Source organism: Chenggangzhangella methanolivorans (genome assembly GCF_042648545.1).
GTDB classification, from domain to species: Bacteria; Pseudomonadota; Alphaproteobacteria; order Rhizobiales; family Methylopilaceae; genus Methylopila; species Methylopila methanolivorans.
In genome coordinates this window covers 459,529-476,439 of the sequence record NZ_JBHRXS010000004.1, presented here as the reverse complement: position 1 = coordinate 476,439, position 16,911 = coordinate 459,529, and the positions used below count along the sequence as shown (strand labels likewise).

Here is a 16,911-nt window from a genome sequence, read left to right as displayed (position 1 = left end):
CTGGCGTCAGATGTCGACGCCGCGCTTCTTCATCTCCTGGCGAAGGCGCGCGATGATGTCGGTGCTCATCCGCTGGCTCCAGACCTGCGTGCGCTCATAGCTCGCCTGCAGGACGCCCGGCAGGTTCTGCACCAGCTTCTTGCCGGTCTCCGAGGTGTAGAACGTCTTGATCTCGGTAAGCTCCTGCGCGGAGAAGCGCTGGGCGTAGACCGTCGCGATGTCGTTCATGAGGTCCTCCTTGCGCTGGAGGAACTCGGGCTCGACGATCTTGAGGACCTCGCCGAGATCCTTGGCGATCTCGGGACGCGTGCGGGTCAGCGTGTTCTTGGCCTCGTCGAGGAAGATCGGGACGATGTCTTTGATGCTGTCGGCGGCGCCAGAGACGTCGATGACCTCGCGGGCGGCCTTGACCTGCTCGGCGGACGGCGCGGCGTCCCCGGCGGGCGCCTGCGCGAAGGCGGGGGAGAACGCGAAGGCGGCGAAGAGGGTGGCGGCCGCAAGGCCGGCGCGGAGCGTCGCGTTCATGCGATCTTCCTTGGCTGCTCGACGAGGCCCTGGCCCGGCTCGAGCGTGATGACGCCGTCGGGGCCGGCGACGATGGCGAGGCTCGCGAGCCCGATGAACAGTCCGTGCTCGACCACGCCCGGGATCCGGTTGAGCGCGTCGGAGACCTGACGGGGATCGTCGATGCGGCCGAAATGGGCGTCGACGATGATGTGGCCGCTGTCGGTCACGACCGGGCACTCGTCCTCAGCGCGGCGGATGCCGACCTCGCCGGAGCCGCCGAGCTCCTGGGCGAGCCGCGCGATGGCGCGGCGCGTCGACTCCTTGCCGAAGGGCACCACCTCGATCGGCAGCGGAAACGCGCCGAGATGGGGCACGCATTTGGTCTTGTCCGCGATGACGATCATGCGCTTCGAAGCGAAGGCCACGATCTTCTCGCGCAGCAGCGCCGCGCCGCCGCCCTTGATGAGGCGAAGCTCCGGGTCGATCTCGTCGGCGCCGTCGATGGTGAGATCGAGTTCGGGCGTGTCCTTCAGCGTCGTCAGCGGCACGCCGTGACGCTCGGCGAGCTCGCGCGTCGCCTCGGAGGTCGGCACGCCGACCACGTCGAACCCTTGCGCGACCCGCTCGCCGAGCAGCTCGACGAGATGCGCCGCGGTCGAGCCCGTGCCGAGGCCGAGCTTCATGCCCGGCTCGACATAGGCGAGCGCGGCCTCGGCGGCCGCGCGTTTGAAGTCGTCAGTGCTCAAGACGTCCCGTCCTTTCAGCGCGAAGGGATCGCTGGCGATGTTTTCAAAGTCCCGCGACCAGCAGGTATTTCACATCGACGAATTCGTCGACTCCCCGCGGCGTTCCTTCGCGGCCATGACCGCTTTCCTTGACGCCCCCAAAAGGCGCCAGCTCGGTCGAAATCATGCCTGAGTTGATGCCGACCCCGCCATATTCAAGGGCCTTAGCGACCCGGAATGTCCGTCCCACGCCGCGCGCATGGACGGACGCGGCGAGGCCGAAATCGTCGGCGTCGACGTTCGCCAAGACCTCGTCCTGGGTCTCGAAACGGATGATCGGCGCGGGCTGCGTCGGTCCGTGCATCGGAGTTGGGCTCCGCCGTGAGGAAGGCGCGGTCTAGCACGGCGCCCGCGCGGGACGCCACCCGGCGCGCGGCGGCGGACCTCCCGCAAGCGAGACGCCGGAAAGAAACGAAGCGATGTAAAGGCGAGGCCGCGCCGGGACCCGGCGGATCCTAGCCCCGCACCAGCCAGACGATCGCGACGCCGATCGCCGCCGACACCACCCCGATCACGCGAAGCGCGTTTTCGGGCGTCGCCACGATGTTTTCGCTCGCCCGTCGCGCCGCGCCCGGAAAGCCCGCGAAGAGGAGACCCTCGATCGCGAGCAACAGTCCGAGCGCGGCGAACAGGTCGCTCATCAGGGCGCGGGCGTCTGCCCGGGCTGCGGCGCGGCGGCGCGCGGCGCGGCGCCGGTGGGCTGCTCGAAGTACTTGAAGAACGGGCTGTCGGGCGCGAGCACCAGACGCGTGCCGGTCTTCAACGAGGTTTCGTAGGCCTGCATCGAGCGGAAGAAGGCGAAGAAGTCCGGATCGGCGCCGAAGGACTCGGCGAGGATGCGGGTCTTCTCGGCTTCGCCCTGGCCGCGCAGGATCTCGGCGTCGCGGTTCGCTTCGGCGACGATGACCTGCGCCTCGCGGTCGGCGCGAGCGCGCATGCCCTGCGCCGTCTCGGCGCCGCGAGCGCGGATCTGGGCGGCTTCCTGGGCGCGTTCGGACGACATGCGGTCGAACACGGCCTTGGAGTTCTGCTCGGGAAGATCGGCGCGACGGATGCGGACGTCGACGATCTGGAGCCCGAAGCGGTCGGCCTCGCGGTTCGCCTGGTCGCGGATGCGCGCCATGATCTGGTCGCGGCGGTCCCGGACGATCTGCTCGAAGCTGTTGGAGCGGATCGCCTCGAGCAGCGCGTCGGTCAGCACGTTGGTCAGGCGCGTGTTGGCCTGCTCGATCGTGCCGACGGCCTGACGGAAACGCAGTGCGTTGGTGATCTTGTACCGCGAGAAGGCGTCGACCACGAGGCGCTGGCTGTCGTTGGCGGTCGCTTCACGCTCCGGCAAATCAAGGTCGAGCACGCGCTTGTCGATGCGCGTCACGCTCTCGATGAACGGAACCTTGGCGTGAAGACCGGGCTCGGTGACGGTGGCGACCGGCTGGCCGAGGCGCAGCACGATGACCTGCTCGGTCTCGCTGACCTGATAGAGGGCGCTGTAGCCGGCGACGGCGACCAGGAAGGCGATCACCGCGAAAGCGGCGCCGAAGATGGACTTGTTCATCTCGCGCGCTCCTTACGGGATCGACCGCGCCGCGCGCGGCGCGACGGGCTGCTGGTCAAGCGGCAGGTAAGGGACGACGCCCTGCCCCGCGGCCTTCTGGTCGATGATGACCTTGTCGACGCCGCCGAACACCCGCTCCATCGTCTCGAGGAACAGGCGCTCGCGGGTCACGTCCGGAGCCTTCTTGTACTCGGCCACCACCTGGCTGAAGCGCGAGGCCTGGCCCTGCGCGTCGGCGATGGAGGTCGCCTTGATGCCCTCGGCCGCCTGGATGGTCTGGGTCGACCTGCCTCGCGCCTCGGGCACCACGCGGTTGGCGTAGGCCTGGGCGTCGTTGGTGGCGCGGATGCGGTCGGCCTGCGCCACCTGCACCTCTCGGAACGCCGCGATGACCTCGCCCGGAGGCGCGATCTTCTGGAGCTGCACCTGCGCGATGTCGATGCCGGACTCGTAGCTGTCCAGCGTCTTCTGCATGAGGTCGCGCACGGCCGCGGCGGTGACCGCGGCGGACTGCACGTCCTCCTTGGGCTGGACAGGCTCGACCGGCGGCGCGCCGGGCGCGGCGGTCGGCGGAGTGACGTCGGTCTCCGGCGTGCCTTCCGTCAGGATCTGCGACAGCTTGGAGCGCCCCACGACCTCACGCATGGCGCTTTCGGCGACCGCCTTGATGGTGCCTTCCGGGTTCTGAAGCTTGAACAGGTAGTTGGCCGCCCCGCTCGGGCGGTTCGCGGCGCCGTCGGCCGGCTTGATGACCCACACGACCGAGAAATTGACGTCGACGATGTTGCCGTCGCCGGTCAGCATCAGGCTTTCCTGCGGGACTTCGCGGCTCGACACGCTGCGCTGGCCGCCGACGGAGGAGCGCATGCCGACCTCGATGGAGTTCTGCGTGGTGACCTTGGGAGTCACGACCGTCTCGATCGGATAGGGCAGATGGTAGTTGAGGCCCGACTGGGTCGTGCGGACGAATTCGCCGAAGCGCAGCACGATGCCTTCCTCGTCCGGCTCGACTCGGTAGAAGCCCGACAGGCCCCAGGCGATCGCCGCGACCGCCACCAGGGCGAACACGCCCTTGGCGCTTCCGCCGCCGCCCGGAAACACGCCGCGAAGCCGTTCCTGGGCCCGGCGCAGAACCTCGTCGATGTCCGGCGGCTGCGGGCCGTTGCCCCCTCCGCCGCCCGAGGGCCTCTGCGGGCCCTGACCCCACGGGCCGCCCGGCTTGTTGCCCCACGGGCCGCCGCCGCCGCTTTGGTTGCTCCAGGGCATCTGCTCTCCTTCTGCGCGCCGGCCGATCCGCCGTCGATCCGCGGCGCCGCATATATTGCCGCCGTGCAACACGTTCAACGCGCACGGCGTGGGCGACGCTCGTGCGGCGCCGTAACAGAACCGTCAACCGCAATTCACGCGCGCGGCGATCACGAGGCCTTCAGCGCGTCACTCGCTGCGCACCCGCACGAGGTCGCGGAACGTGAAGGCGTGGTCGTCTTTCGGGCCTGGCTGATGCTCCTCCCGGAACGTCTCGCGCCAGCGCGCGGGGTCGTATTTCGGGAAGAACACGTCGCCGTCGACCTCGGCCTCGACCTCGGTGAGGCGCATGCGCGAGGCCTTGGGCATGAAGAGCTCGTAGATCTCGCCGCCGCCCGCGCAGATGATCTCGCTTGCGCCCATCTCCTCGGCGATCGCCTCGGCGAGGCCGAGCGCGTCGGCCAGGTCATGGGCCACGTGGACGCCGGTCTCCTTGAAGGCCCGGTCGCGCGTCAGCACGATGGTCTCGCGTCCCGGCAGCGGCCGGCCGATCGCCTCATGGTTCTTGCGGCCGACGATCAGGGGCTTCCCGATCGTCACCTCCTTGAACCGCTTGAGGTCGCTCGACAGCCGCCACGGCAGGCCGTTGTCGCGGCCGATGACGCCGTTGGAGGCGACGGCCGCGACGAGGACGATCGGAGCGCTCACTCGATCGGCCGTCCCCGCAGGCACAGCGGGTTCCACAGCGCCTGCACGGTGCGGGTCTCGTCGGCGCCGAGCGTCTCGATCGCGGCGTCGCCCTGCTTGTAGCGATAGACGAAGCGCACCAGGCTCGGCTTGTCGCGGCCGATATAGATGGTGGCCTGGCCGCAGACGGCCTCCTGCTTGCCGTCGGTGCGGCGGCGGAAGTTCTCGAAGCCGAAGCGCGCGGGCTTGCCCGCATAGGCCGACTTCAGCTTGGCGCGCAGCGCCTGCTCGGTCTCGGTGTAGACCTGCGGCGTGCTCTGCGCGGCGGCCGCCCCCGACCACATCGCCGCGCCCGCGACGGCGAGCGCCGCAATCGTCCTAAATTTCATCACGTTACGTCCTCGTCCCCGTCGCGCCGCCCAGCGCGATCTTCCGCGAGTCGCGCGAGCGCGTCCCCGCTCGTGCGATACACCGTCCAGCCGTCCATCGCTACGGCTCCAAGGCTCTCATAGAACGCGATCGCGGGAGCGTTCCATTTCAGCACCGACCATTCGAGCCGTCCGAGCTTCTCTTTCGCGCAACGCCGCGCCAGCGAGGCGAGCAGCGCCTTCGCCACGCCGCGGCGGCGGAAGGCCGGCCGGACGTAGAGATCCTCGAGATGGATCCCGTGGCGGCCGACGAAGGTCGAGAAGGTGTAGAACGAGAGCGAAAAGCCGGCCGGCTCGTCGTCGATCTCGGCGATCTCGCCGAACACGCGCGGATGTGGGCCCCCGAGCGCGGAAGCGAAATCCCAAGGCGTCGCCACGGCTTCGTGAGCGAGCTTCTCGTAGTCCGCGAGCTCGCGCACCAAGCTCCAAATGAGCTCCCCATCCTCGGGGAGCGCCTGCCGGACGACGAGGCTCACACCGCCACCGGCGCCTTGATGGCCGGGTGCGGGTCGTAGTTCTCGAAGGCGATGTCCTCATACGACACGTCGAACAGTGAGCGCGGCCCGGAGAGCCTGAGGCTCGGCAGCGGGCGCGGCTCGCGCGAGAGCTGCTCGCGGGCCTGCTCGACGTGGTTGAGGTACAGATGCACGTCGCCGAAGGAGTGCACGAAGTCGCCGACCCCGAGCCCCGCGTCGCGCGCCACGAGGTGCGTCAGCAGCGCGTAGGACGCGATGTTGAACGGCACGCCGAGAAAAATGTCGGCCGAGCGCTGATAGAGCTGGCAGGAGAGCCGCCCGTCGGCGACGTGGAACTGGAACAGGCAGTGGCAGGGCGCGAGCGCCATGTCCGGAATGTCGGCCGGGTTCCAGGCCGAGACGATGAGGCGGCGCGAGGACGGGTTGCGCTTGATCTCGGCCAGCACCTCGGCGAGCTGGTCGATCACCCGTCCGTCGGGCGCCGCCCAGGAGCGCCACTGGCGGCCGTAGACCGGGCCGAGATCGCCGTTCTCGTCCGCCCACTCGTCCCAGATGCTGACGCCGTTGTCGCGCAGATAGCCGACATTGGTGTCGCCGCGGATGAACCAGATCAGCTCATGGACGATCGACTTCAGATGGAGCCGCTTGGTGGTGACGAGCGGAAACCCTTGAGTGAGGTCGAAGCGCATCTGCGCGCCGAAGAGCGAGAGCGTGCCGGTGCCGGTCCGGTCGTCCTTGGCGACGCCGTGATCGAGGATATGGGCGAGCAGATCGAGATAGGGACGCATCGCGGCGCTCCTCGGAAGTCAGGAACGGCGCACCTTACTCCCGGCCGCCCCCGGGCAGCCAGATCGACCGGGGCGCCGTCAACAGGCGATCGCCGCGCCCCTTCCGCCGCCGGCTCCGATCGCCTATATTCCGAAGCGCCGGGGATACCCGGCTATGGTGATAAACGGCCGCCGCAATAAACCCTTCGGACCCGGGGGCAGTACCCGGCGCCTCCACCGAAGCCCATGGGCCTCTTGGCCTGGCGTGGGCTTCGGCGGGGGCGAAACAGGATCGACGGGGGCGTAAAGGGCGAACTTTCACCCGGTATTGTTCCGCCGTTATCGGGCTTTTTTATAGTTGCCAACGACAACTATGCTCCGGTTGCTCAGGCCGCGTGAGCGGTTTGAAAGACCACGCTTAAAGTCCTGATGGGTTAGCATTCGTCAGGCGGGGTTCGGAGGTACCTGGCAACAGAAACCTCCACTTCCCTTCCCCTCTCTTCCGAACGTTCCGTCGTCCCGCCAGCCGCATGGCCGCCATGCGTCACGCTGCGTTGCAGCATGACGCCGTCCGGACCAGCTTCCGCGCTCTTGTCTGGTCCGGCACGAAAGCGAAAACCCATGACGAGCGCAGCCGACTGCCTGCCCCCCTGCGACGCGCCGGACCATCAGCGCGGCGAAGAGCTCGTCCGCGTCGTCGCGCCGCACGGCGCGGCGCTCGGGCAGCTCGCGCTGTCTGTGGGCGGCCTTGCGATCGGCACGGGCGAATTCGCGGCCATGGGCGTGCTGCCGGACGTCGCGGCCGACATCGGCTCGACCATCCCGCAGGCCGGGCACATGATCTCGTCCTACGCGCTCGGGGTGACGATCGGCGCGCCGCTGTTCGCGGTCGCCTTCGCGCGGGCGCCGCGGCGGGCGTTGCTCATCGGACTGATGGCCTTCTTCCTTCTCGGCAATGTCGCGAGCGCGCTCGGCCAGGGCTATTGGCAGGTCGTCGCGGCGCGTTTCGTCGCCGGCCTTCCGCATGGGGCCTATTTCGGCGTCGCCATGCTGTTCGCGGCCTCAATGGTCGAGCCGTCGCGCCGCGGCCAGGCGGCCGCCAACGTGCTGCTGGGCCTGAGCATCGCCAACGTGGTCGGGGTGCCGGCCGCGACGTGGCTCGGCCAGACCTTCGGCTGGCGCGCGACCTTCATTTCGGTGGCGGCGCTCGCCGCGCTCACCATCGCGCTCGTGCGCGCCTGGACGCCGGAAGTGTCCCCGACCGGCGCGAGCCCCGCGCGCGAGCTCGGCGCGCTGAAGAAGCCGCAGGTGCTCCTGACGCTCGGCGTCGCGGCGGTCGGCTTCGGCGGCATCTTCGCCGTCTATTCCTACGTGGTCCCGACCCTCGTCGAGGTGACCCGGCTGCCCGCCTCCGCAGCGCCCGTCATGCTCGCCGTCCTCGGCTGCGGCATGATCGCCGGGAACATCGCGGGCGGCCGGCTCGCCGACAAGGCGCTGAAGGCGACGATGGTGGGCGTGCTGATCTACAGCGCGCTGGTGATCGGCGCCTTCGTCTTCACCTCCGTCAACGCGTACGCCGCGGCCCTGAACCTGTTCCTGATCGGCGGCTGCATCGCGATGGGGCCGGCGCTCCAGACGCGCCTGATGGACGTCGCCGGCGACGCCCAGACGCTTGCGGCGACGCTGAACCATTCGGCCTTCAACATCGCGAACGCGCTCGGGGCCTGGCTCGGCGGCCTTGCGGTCGCGGCGGGCTTCGGCTGGACCGCCCCGGGCTGGGTCGGCTTCCTGCTGGCGCTCGGCGGGCTCGCGCTGCTCCTGACGTCGCTCGCGCTCGATCGACGGGAGCGCGCCGCCGCCTGAACGGTCGCAACCGGGAGCCATTGGCCTTCCGTCGTGGAGCGTTTCGCCTCTCTCGGGCGTATTGGTGTCTGTGACGCCTCTCACGCCGGAGCCGGCCTTGTGATCACGCGGCGCCTCGCCATCGCTTGTCTGGTCGCCATCGCGACAGTCGCCCCCGCCGTCGCGCAGGAGGGGCCGAAGCCGTTCGACAAGGCCGCGTTCGATGCGGCGTTGGCCGCGGGCGGGCCCTTCGTGGTCCACGTCACCGCGCCCTGGTGCCCGATCTGCCGCGCCCAGAAGCCGATTCTCGCCAGGCTGCGCGCAGAACCCCGCTTCAAGGACTTCGGCCAGTTCGAGGTCGACTTCGACTCCGACAAGGCGTCGCTGCGCGTCGTCAATGCGCGGCTTCAGAGCACCCTGATCGTTTACCGTGGCGGCAAGGAAATCGCGCGCACCGTCGGCGACCGCGAAGAGGGCTGGATCGAGGAGCTCATGGAGAAAGCGCTGTGACCGCCAAAGCGCGCTCAAAGAATCTCCGCCGCGCGACGAGCGGTCGCGATGTTTTCGCCGCTCCGAATCCGCCTATGTAGCGGGCATGACGACGACGCCGCCTCCGGCCCCCCCGGCCCAGGACTTCATCCGGTACGATCTGCTGACGCAGAACGCGCTGAGAAGCGTCGTGCGCGACGTGCTCATGCGGGTGTCGCGCGAGGGCGTGCCGGGCGAGCATCATTTCTACATCTCGTTCCGCACCACCGATCCGGACGTGCGCCTGTCGCAGCGCCTTCGCGAGCGCTATCCGGCCGAGATGACGGTCGTGCTCCAGCACCAGTTCTGGGACCTCGAGGTCGACGACGACGGCTTCGAGGTCGGCCTGTCGTTCGGCAACGTGCCGGAAAAGCTTGTGGTGCCGTTCCGCTCGATCACCGGCTTCTTCGACCCCTCGGTGCAGTTCGGCCTCAAGTTCGACCATCCGGACGCCGAAGCTCTCGACGCCGAAGAGCCGGCGGCCGAGGCCGAAGAGCCGGCCGCGGAGATCGCGGCCGAGCCGGAGCCCGAGACGACGCATCCGCCGGCCGGCGGCGCGGAAGTCGTCAGCCTCGACAAATTCCGCAAGAAGTGACGGTCGGCCCCGCGGCGACGTTCGCCGGGGGCGACGAGTGACGCGCTCGTCCGGAGCGTGCTAGGGAGCCTGCGCCGCGACGCGCGCGGCTGAAAGCCCCTTTCACGCAAGCTGAAGAGAGCGCCGATGACCGCGACCCGCACCGAAACCGACAGTTTTGGTCCGCTCGAGGTGCCGTCCGACAAATATTGGGGCGCGCAGACCCAGCGGTCGCTGCAGAACTTCAAGATCGGCGGCGAGACGATGCCGAAGCCGCTGATCCGCGCGCTCGGGATCATCAAGCGCTCGGCCGCCCTCGCCAACAAGGAGCAGGGCTCGATCGACGGGAAGCTCGCCGACGCCATCGCGGCCGCCGCCCAGGAGGTCATCGACGGCAAGTTCGACGATCACTTCCCGCTCGTCGTCTGGCAAACCGGCTCCGGCACCCAGTCGAACATGAACGCCAACGAGGTGGTGTCGAACCGCGCCATCGAGGCGCTCGGCGGCGAGATGGGCTCGAAGAAGCCCGTTCACCCGAACGACCACGTCAATATGAGCCAGTCGTCCAACGACACCTTCCCAACCGCGATGCACATCGCGGCGGCCGAGGAGATCGAGCGCCGCCTGTTGCCGCAGCTGAAGCATCTCGAGGACGCGCTCCAGGCCAAGGCGAGCGCGTTCGAGCACATCATCAAGATCGGCCGCACCCACACGCAGGACGCGACCCCGCTGACGCTCGGCCAGGAATTCTCGGGCTACGTCGCGCAGGTTCGCCTCGGCGCGGAGCGTATCCGCGAGACGCTGAAGCATCTCTATCCGCTCGCCCAGGGCGGCACGGCGGTCGGCACCGGCATCAACGCCAAGGTCGGCTTCGCGGAAAAATTCGCTGAGAAGGTCGCCGAGATCACGGGCCTGCCCTTCGTCACCGCGCCGAACAAGTTCGAGGCGCTCGCCGCCCACGACGCCTATGTGTTCGCCCACGGAGCGCTGAACGCGCTCGCCGCCGGCCTGTTCAAGATCGCCAACGACATCCGTCTGCTGGGCTCCGGGCCGCGCTCGGGCCTCGGCGAACTCGTGCTGCCCGAGAACGAGCCCGGCTCCTCGATCATGCCCGGCAAGGTGAACCCGACGCAGTGCGAGGCGCTGACGATGGTGTGCGCCCAGGTGTTCGGCAACAACGCGACGATTTCGTTCGCCGGCAGCCAGGGACACTTCGAGCTCAACGTCTACAAGCCCGTCCTTGGCTACAACATGCTGCAATCGATCAGGATTCTCGGTGACGCGGCGGTCAGCTTCGCGGACAATTGCGTGGCGGGAATCGAGGCGGACGAGACCCGCATCGCCGACCTGATGAGCCGTTCGCTGATGCTCGTCACGGCGCTCGCCCCGACGATCGGCTACGACAACGCGACCAAAGTGGCGAAGACCGCGCACAAGAACGGCACGACGTTGCGTGAGGAAGCCGTCAAGCTTGGCTTTGTGTCGGCGGAAGACTTCGACCGCATCGTTCGCCCGGAGTCGATGATCCGCCCCGGTTGAACCCCTTGCGCAAGACGGTAATCCGGTGGCGCTCGATTTGCTTTCAAGGCGAGTGTAATAAAACAAGTCGATGGGCGAAATCGTGAACTTGCGGCGAGCCCGCAAAACCAGAGCGCGAGAAGAGGCGGAGGCGCAAGCCGCCGCCAACCGCGCCCGGTTCGGGGCAAGCAAGCAGGAGCGGGAGGCCGAAAAGGCCGAACGCGACGCATCGGTTCGTCGACATGAGGGGCATCGCCGCGAAACCGGGGGCGACGGAAGCGAATGAACGAACCGTCGAAGCCAATCGACCTGGGCCAGTCGGGCCTTGTCGACGCCCTTGGCTCGAGGCAAGCGGAGGGGATCGTCGTGCAGGGCATCCTCGCGGGGGAATCCGCGGCGGAGCCGCGGGAGTTCAACCCGGACATCGTGAAGCGTTCCGTGGTCGTGGCCGGCCACAAGACCAGCGTCAGCCTCGAGGACGCGTTCTGGCATGCGCTGAAGGACATCGCGCGCGAGCGCTCGGTGTCGCTGCGCGGCCTCGTCGCCGAGATCGACGCCAGCCGTCGCGGCGGCAACCTGTCTTCAGCCGTGCGGCTCTTCGTGCTCGACCACTATCGCCGCCGCTGCTCGGAGTCCCGGTGAGCCACGCGGCCTTTTAGAGGCCTTCGGAATCCGACCCATCGCCTCTGGCGTGGGAACGCCGGAGGCTTTGCGTCGGCCAGACCAGATCAGCGCTTCTGATCTTCCCCATCGAACGTCAACGCCATTCGACGCGCCTCAGCGCGGGGTCGCGGCCGCCGGCGGCAGGATGGATTGCGGGGCCGGGAGAGGCGCGTCCGGCAGCGTCTTGTGGCGCTCGGCGGCGCTCGCCTGGCCCTGCGGCGCGAACACGCCGGCCGGCGGCGCGACGACAGGCGCGTTCTGAGCGGCGGCAGGCGGCGTCGTGACGTCGATCGCGCCCTGCGTCGCGGCTCCGGCCGGACGCGGCAGAGACTCGATCAGCGCCCGCGTTTCGGCTTCGCGCTTCTTCCTTTCGGCCTCGGCCTTGCGGCGTTCGGCTTCCAGCCGCGCCTTCTCGGCCTCGGCGCGTTTGCGCTCTTCCTCCTGGCGCTCGCGCGCCAGCCGCGCGCGCTCGCGGGCGTCCGCCTCCATCGCCTCGATGCGCCTGGTCTCGCGCTCGACCGCGCGGATCGACAGCCAGCCGGTGAACGACGTCGCCTCGACGACGCGGACCGGCGCCGCCAGCGGCCCCTTGAAGGCGACGGAGACCTGCGGCGCCTCCGGGCGGGCCGGCTGAAGCGAAAGATCTGCGTCGAAGACGAGCCGGCGCAGGTCGAGCGTCGCTGAGCCGCCGAGCCTGACCCCGTCGGCCTCCGCATCGAGGCCGCCCGACCGCATGACACCGCCCGACATCGTGAAGGACGCCGAGGCGCGCTTCATCCGAAGGTCGGCCGCGCCGAACTCCCTTGCGAGCGCCCCAGCGACCTTCGGCGCCTCGAGCGCAAGGCCCGCCTCGATCTGCGGCTCGATGCGGTCGATCGCCGCCGGGTCGAGCCTTCGGACAAGCCCGTCCGACAGCGTGATCTGTCCCGCGCCCGTGAGCGCGCCGACGAGCGAGGACAGCGACCGCCCGGTCCCCTGCGCCTCGATCTTGAGATCCGTCGTCCCGAGGAGCGGCGAGGCCGCCGGCGCAAAGCCCAAGAGCGTCTCGGCGGCTGCGCCCGACAGCGCGAGAGCAAGGCTCGCCGTCGCCTCGGGCTCCGAGCGCGTCACGCCGGCCGCGCCCGAGAGCCGACCCGAATAGAGCGTGGCCGCGAGCCCTTCCATGGCGAGGCCATCGCGCTTCAGCGCGAGCGCGAACGCGACGTCGGACGCGACCTGGCGGCCCGCCAGAGGCATCCGCGCGGCGGTCACCTCGAAGCGGCCGAGAAGGCCGCTCAGGGGCGAGGGACCGAATGACGCATTCGGCCAGGCGGAGCCGTCGCCGGATGCGCCGAACGCCTCGGGCGAGAACGCCAGCGCGGCGAGCGCCTGGACCGGAAGCTCCTCGAAGGCGAGCCGCCCCTCCATCGGTTTCGACGGGTCGAGCGGAGCGCTCGCCCGGCCGCTGAACGCGCGGCCGCCGATCTCGCCCTTGAGTTCGTCGAGCCGCAGGCCGTCGGCGCTGAGGCCGACATTTGCCGCGAGCCTCATGGTCGCGGCGGGGCCCGACAGCGGCGTCGCGCGGCCAAGGGCGGCGGCCAGACCGGCGAGGTCGCCGGTCTCGAAGGTCGCCTCGCCCTGCGCCGAAAGCCCGGCCACCGGCGCGACCGCCACGTTTCCGCGCGCCGCAAGGACGGCGCCGAGGGCCGAGAACCGCGCTTCGCCCGCCATGCCGCGCGCCGGCGCGCCGGACAGGCGGACCGTCACGTCCCCGCCCTTGGCGGAAGCCAGCGGGCTGACGCCAAATCCCGCGAGCGCCGCCAGCCGTCGCCCGTCCGGCGAGGCCAGCTTGACGTCGATCTCGGTCGGCGCGTCGAACGAGAGTTCGGGCGCGGACAGCCGGGCGTCGATCCGGCCTCCGGCCGCGGAGCCGGCGACGGTCATCCGGCGTTCGCCGGCGCGCGCGTCGACATCGATCTGGAGATCGACCGGCGCGATCGCGCCGGCGCGCGTCTCGATCGCCTCGACCGCTGCGGGCGCGACCCCGCCCGCCCGCGCGATCGCCAGAAGCGGCGTGAGCGACGGACCCGCGACCTTGAAGCCCAGCCTGCCCTCGAGACCGCCGGCGCCCGGCGTGAGCCGCCCTGCCCCCGACATGCGCGCGCCGCTCGCGTCCCGGACCTCGAAGCGCTTGAGGTCGAGACCGTCCCGGTCGAGCGAGCCGTCGACCGAGACGTCGCGCAGCGCGAGGCCCCAGACCACGAGCGTCTTGGCGTCGAGCGCGACGAAGGCGTCCATGTCGCGGTTTCCGAGCGCCTGCCCGAGCATCCGGTCGAGGCCGAGCGCGTCGAGGTCGAGGCGGTCGGAGACGAGCGCCGCCTGAAGCTGCGCGCGGGCGTTTTCGGTCGCGCCGGTCCAGGCGATCCGGCCCGTCGAGCGCGCGCCGTCGGTCGCGATCTCGGCCTTCTCCACGATCACCGAGGCCGGCCGCGCCGAAACCTCGCCTTTCACGGCGAAGCGCCGCACGGGCGTCGCGCCGTCGGCGCGCCCGCCGGCCAGCCATCGACGGAACGCAGAAAGGTCCGCGGCCTCGAACTCCGCCTGCCCGACGAAGCCCGGTTCGGCGCCGGCGAAGGCCAGCGCGCCCGAAAGAGCCGTCCGCGCCTCGCCCGGCAGCGTCGCGCCGCCGCGGCGCACCCGCCACTTGCCGTTCTGGGCTTCGAGATCAAGCCGCAGGTCCCGGACGACGTCGCCGGCCAGCACCACGCCTCTCGCGTCGAGCGAGAAAGACCCGTTCACCGGCGGCGCGAATCCGCCGGGCAGCCGGGAGGCGATCTCGGCGAGAACGCCCGCGGGCGTGCGCGGGCGCCCATCGCCCAGCAAGCGGTCAAAATCGAGCTGCCGCGACTCGAGCCGAAGATCGATGCGCGGTCCGTTCGCGAGGGAAGCGGCGCCAGATCCGGCGATGCGGACCGCGCGGTCTTCGGGACCGTAGACGAGATCGAGCGCCTCGACGGTCAGCCGTCCGGCCTCGAGTTTGGTCGATCCGCTCGCGCTCCAGATCTCGTCGCCGTCGCGGGCGTCACGGCGAGCCGGGCGGGTGATCGCGACCCGCCCCTCGAAGCCTGGCCGCGCCGCGAGCTTCAGCAATCCGTCGGCGTCGAGGGTCGTGCGTCGTCCAGCCTCGTTCGCCGAAAGCTTCACCCGGAGCGCCCCGGAGGCGTCCGCGCGGGCGGTTGCGAGCCTCAGATCGATCCGGCGCTCCTGCGGGCCGGCCGAGCCTTCGAACTTGTAGGGGCCTGCGAGCGATCCCGCCTCGGCGAAGCCCGAAATCGCCCCCAGAGCCGACGCGCCCCATGGGGCCTTGAGCGCGATCTCGCCGTCGATGATCTCGGCGCGATCGAACGAGACCCGCTCCGCCGCGCCCGCGCGGCCCGCCGAGAACGCGGTGCGCACGGCGCCGTCCGCGGTCGCCTCCACGCCGAGCTTCGGCCGCACGAGCTTCACCCGCTCGGCCTTGAACTCGCCGCGCAGCAACGGGGCGATCGCGAGCTCGATCTCGACCTCGTCGACCGCAAGCCGCGTCGCGCCGGCGCCCGAATGAATGTTGCGGAACCGCACATAGGGCGTCGGCAGCAGCCGCGCGTCGACCGCGCCCGACACCGTCACCGGCGCGCCGACGAGCGCGCTCGCCTGTCTCGCGAAATCGTCGCGATAGGCGGTCCAGTTGACGAACCACGGCCCGATCAGCGCCGCGACCAGCGCGAGCACCAGAGCGAGCCCGAGCCCGGTGAGCGTATTGTTCAAGGCGCCTTGGTCCGGCTTCGACCCGATGCTCGCGAAACGGCCGCATCCGCGGCGGGTCGGCGGCCGGGTGCGACGGGAAAATGATTACACGGGATGGCCGGACTCACGGAATGACTATCTTGCCCGGATTCATGATGTTGAATGGATCGAGCGCCCGTTTCAGCGCCCGCATCGCCTCGACGGCGGCGGCGCCGTGCTCGGCTTCGAGATAGGCCATCTTGCCCTGCCCGATCCCGTGTTCGCCCGTCGAGGTGCCGCCCATGCGCAGCGCCCGCTCGACGAGCCGCGAGATAAAGGCCGCGCAGGCCGCGCGCTCCCCGGCGTCTTCGGGCTTCACCAGCGGCAGGACATGAAAATTGCCGTCGCCCACATGGCCGACGATCGGCGCGACGAGGCCGGAGCGCGCGATGTCCTCGATCGTCTCCTCGACGCAGTCGGCGAGCCGCGAGATCGGCACGCAGACGTCGGTCGGCACGGGCTTGGCGCCGGAGCGCAGCGCCGCCGCCGCCCAAGTGGCGTCGTGGCGGGCGGTCCAGAGCCGCGTCCTGTCCTCGGCCTTCGTCGTCCAGTCGAGCGGCCCGCCGCCAAGATCCGCCGCGATCTCGCCGAAACGCTCGGACTGTTCGTGGACGCTCGCGTCGGTTCCGTGGAATTCGACGAAGAGCGTCGGCGCGACCGGCAAGGCAAGCCTGGAGTAGGCGTTGGTGGCCGCGACCATGGCGGCGTCGAGAAGCTCGATTCGGGCGATCGGCAGGCCGGTCTGGATCGTCAGGATCGCGGCGTCGCAGGCCGCGCGGACATTCGGGAACGGGCAGACGCCGCCCGCGACCGCCTCGGGCGAGCCGTGGAGACGCAGAGTCACCTCGGCGATGACGCCGAGCGTGCCTTCCGAACCGACGAAAAGCCGGGTGAGATCATAGCCCGCCGAGGACTTCTTGGCCCGCCCGCCGGTCCGCATCACCTCGCCGGACGCCGTGACCACGGTGAGGCCAAGCACCGCATCCTTCATCGTGCCGTAGCGCACGGCGTTGGTGCCGGAGGCGCGGGTCGCCGCCATGCCGCCGATCGAGGCGTCGGCGCCGGGATCGATCGGGAAGAACAGCCCGGCGTCGCGAAGATGAGCGTTTAGCGCTTTGCGGGTGACGCCCGGCTGGACGACGGCGTCGAGGTCTTCCGCATGGACCGCGACGATCTCGGTCATCTGCGCGGTCGAGATCGAGACGCCGCCGAACGGCGCGTTCACATGGCCTTCGAGCGAGGAGCCGGCCCCGAACGGAATGATCGGCGCGCGATGCTCGGCGCAGATCCGCACGATCTCCGCCACCTCCTCGGTGTCGCGGGGAAACGCGACGGCGTCCGGCGGCTCGGCGGCGATCCAGGTGACGACGCTCGCGTGCTGCTCGCGGATCGCGGCGCCGGTCGAAAGCCGGGGCCCGAAGCGCTCCGACAGTCTGGCGATCGCCGTCTCGACGTCGGATTCCGGCGCCCGGACGGCGGCTGAGGTTGCGGCGGCGTGCATGATTGGGCCAAGACCTCCGGCGTCCCGTCCT

General features: G+C 70.0%; 18 protein-coding genes and 1 other RNA gene. 7 read left to right on the top strand and 12 right to left on the bottom strand.

Annotation, left to right across the window (positions count from 1 at the left end):
- Nucleotides 1-6: 6 nt before the first annotated feature.
- The 10 genes from ACFOWB_RS07640 to ACFOWB_RS07595 form a co-directional block, all read right to left on the bottom strand.
- A complete protein-coding gene (locus ACFOWB_RS07640) occupies nucleotides 7-525 on the bottom strand; it encodes a DUF2059 domain-containing protein (protein WP_261403893.1) in 519 nt (172 codons plus the stop codon).
- Nucleotides 522-1,253, bottom strand: a complete 732-nt coding sequence (rpiA, locus tag ACFOWB_RS07635) for a ribose-5-phosphate isomerase RpiA (RefSeq protein ID WP_378146576.1) — start codon at nucleotides 1,251-1,253, stop codon at nucleotides 522-524. Before rpiA ends, ACFOWB_RS07640 begins: the two co-directional genes overlap by 4 nt.
- Nucleotides 1,254-1,296: 43 nt before the next feature.
- Nucleotides 1,297-1,596: an aldehyde dehydrogenase family protein gene (locus ACFOWB_RS07630; protein ID WP_378146574.1), complete on the bottom strand. Its 300-nt coding sequence runs from the start codon at nucleotides 1,594-1,596 to the stop codon at nucleotides 1,297-1,299.
- Nucleotides 1,597-1,747: 151 nt separating this feature from the next.
- The gene (locus ACFOWB_RS07625; protein ID WP_378146572.1) at nucleotides 1,748-1,933 is read right to left on the bottom strand and encodes a DUF2065 domain-containing protein; all 186 of its coding nucleotides are present in this window, start codon (nucleotides 1,931-1,933) and stop codon (nucleotides 1,748-1,750) included.
- A complete protein-coding gene (gene hflC, locus ACFOWB_RS07620) occupies nucleotides 1,933-2,847 on the bottom strand; it encodes a protease modulator HflC (protein ID WP_378146570.1) in 915 nt (304 codons plus the stop codon). Before hflC ends, ACFOWB_RS07625 begins: the two co-directional genes overlap by 1 nt.
- 12 nt (nucleotides 2,848-2,859) lie before the next feature.
- The gene (hflK, locus tag ACFOWB_RS07615; protein WP_261403895.1) at nucleotides 2,860-4,113 is read right to left on the bottom strand and encodes a protease modulator HflK; all 1,254 of its coding nucleotides are present in this window, start codon (nucleotides 4,111-4,113) and stop codon (nucleotides 2,860-2,862) included.
- 168 nt (nucleotides 4,114-4,281) lie between these two features.
- Complete coding sequence (locus tag ACFOWB_RS07610) at nucleotides 4,282-4,800, bottom strand: dihydrofolate reductase (RefSeq protein ID WP_261403896.1); 519 nt, start codon at nucleotides 4,798-4,800, stop codon at nucleotides 4,282-4,284.
- Nucleotides 4,797-5,168, bottom strand: coding sequence for a hypothetical protein (locus ACFOWB_RS07605; protein WP_261403897.1), 372 nt, complete (start codon nucleotides 5,166-5,168; stop codon nucleotides 4,797-4,799). The genes ACFOWB_RS07610 and ACFOWB_RS07605 overlap by 4 nt, the downstream gene beginning before the upstream one ends.
- Nucleotides 5,168-5,683: a GNAT family N-acetyltransferase gene (locus tag ACFOWB_RS07600; RefSeq protein WP_261403898.1), complete on the bottom strand. Its 516-nt coding sequence runs from the start codon at nucleotides 5,681-5,683 to the stop codon at nucleotides 5,168-5,170. Before ACFOWB_RS07600 ends, ACFOWB_RS07605 begins: the two co-directional genes overlap by 1 nt.
- Entirely contained in the window at nucleotides 5,680-6,471 is a 792-nt protein-coding gene (locus ACFOWB_RS07595; protein WP_261403899.1) for a thymidylate synthase, read from the bottom strand. Before ACFOWB_RS07595 ends, ACFOWB_RS07600 begins: the two co-directional genes overlap by 4 nt.
- Nucleotides 6,472-6,568: 97 nt before the next feature.
- On the opposite strand from ACFOWB_RS07595, the gene ssrA reads away from it, so the two are divergent.
- From ssrA to ACFOWB_RS07560, 7 genes are all read left to right on the top strand, one after another.
- Nucleotides 6,569-6,936, top strand: a transfer-messenger RNA (tmRNA) gene (gene ssrA / locus ACFOWB_RS07590).
- Nucleotides 6,937-7,071: 135 nt separating this feature from the next.
- Nucleotides 7,072-8,313, top strand: a complete 1,242-nt coding sequence (locus ACFOWB_RS07585; protein WP_378146566.1) for an MFS transporter — start codon at nucleotides 7,072-7,074, stop codon at nucleotides 8,311-8,313.
- Between the two features lie 99 nt (nucleotides 8,314-8,412).
- Entirely contained in the window at nucleotides 8,413-8,802 is a 390-nt protein-coding gene (locus tag ACFOWB_RS07580; protein WP_261403901.1) for a thioredoxin family protein, read from the top strand.
- Nucleotides 8,803-8,887: 85 nt separating this feature from the next.
- Nucleotides 8,888-9,415 (top strand): SspB family protein, encoded by a 528-nt coding sequence (locus ACFOWB_RS07575; protein ID WP_261403902.1) that lies wholly within the window; start codon nucleotides 8,888-8,890, stop codon nucleotides 9,413-9,415.
- A 126-nt stretch (nucleotides 9,416-9,541) separates the two neighbouring features.
- Nucleotides 9,542-10,933 carry a class II fumarate hydratase gene (gene fumC, locus ACFOWB_RS07570; RefSeq protein ID WP_378146563.1) on the top strand — a complete coding sequence of 464 codons (1,392 nt, stop codon included), beginning with the start codon at nucleotides 9,542-9,544 and terminating at the stop codon, nucleotides 10,931-10,933.
- Between the two features lie 70 nt (nucleotides 10,934-11,003).
- Nucleotides 11,004-11,198 (top strand): DUF4169 family protein, encoded by a 195-nt coding sequence (locus ACFOWB_RS07565; RefSeq protein ID WP_261403903.1) that lies wholly within the window; start codon nucleotides 11,004-11,006, stop codon nucleotides 11,196-11,198.
- A 137-nt stretch (nucleotides 11,199-11,335) separates the two neighbouring features.
- The gene (locus tag ACFOWB_RS07560) at nucleotides 11,336-11,554 is read left to right on the top strand and encodes a ribbon-helix-helix domain-containing protein (protein ID WP_261405626.1); all 219 of its coding nucleotides are present in this window, start codon (nucleotides 11,336-11,338) and stop codon (nucleotides 11,552-11,554) included.
- A 135-nt stretch (nucleotides 11,555-11,689) separates the two neighbouring features.
- Here the strand turns inward: ACFOWB_RS07560 and ACFOWB_RS07555 are convergent, their stop codons facing one another.
- On the bottom strand, nucleotides 11,690-15,361 hold the full coding sequence (locus tag ACFOWB_RS07555; RefSeq protein WP_261403904.1) for an AsmA family protein: 3,672 nt from the start codon (nucleotides 15,359-15,361) through the stop codon (nucleotides 11,690-11,692).
- A 103-nt stretch (nucleotides 15,362-15,464) separates the two neighbouring features.
- A complete protein-coding gene (locus ACFOWB_RS07550) occupies nucleotides 15,465-16,880 on the bottom strand; it encodes an FAD-binding oxidoreductase (RefSeq protein ID WP_261403905.1) in 1,416 nt (471 codons plus the stop codon).
- Between the last annotated feature and the right edge of the window lie 31 nt (nucleotides 16,881-16,911).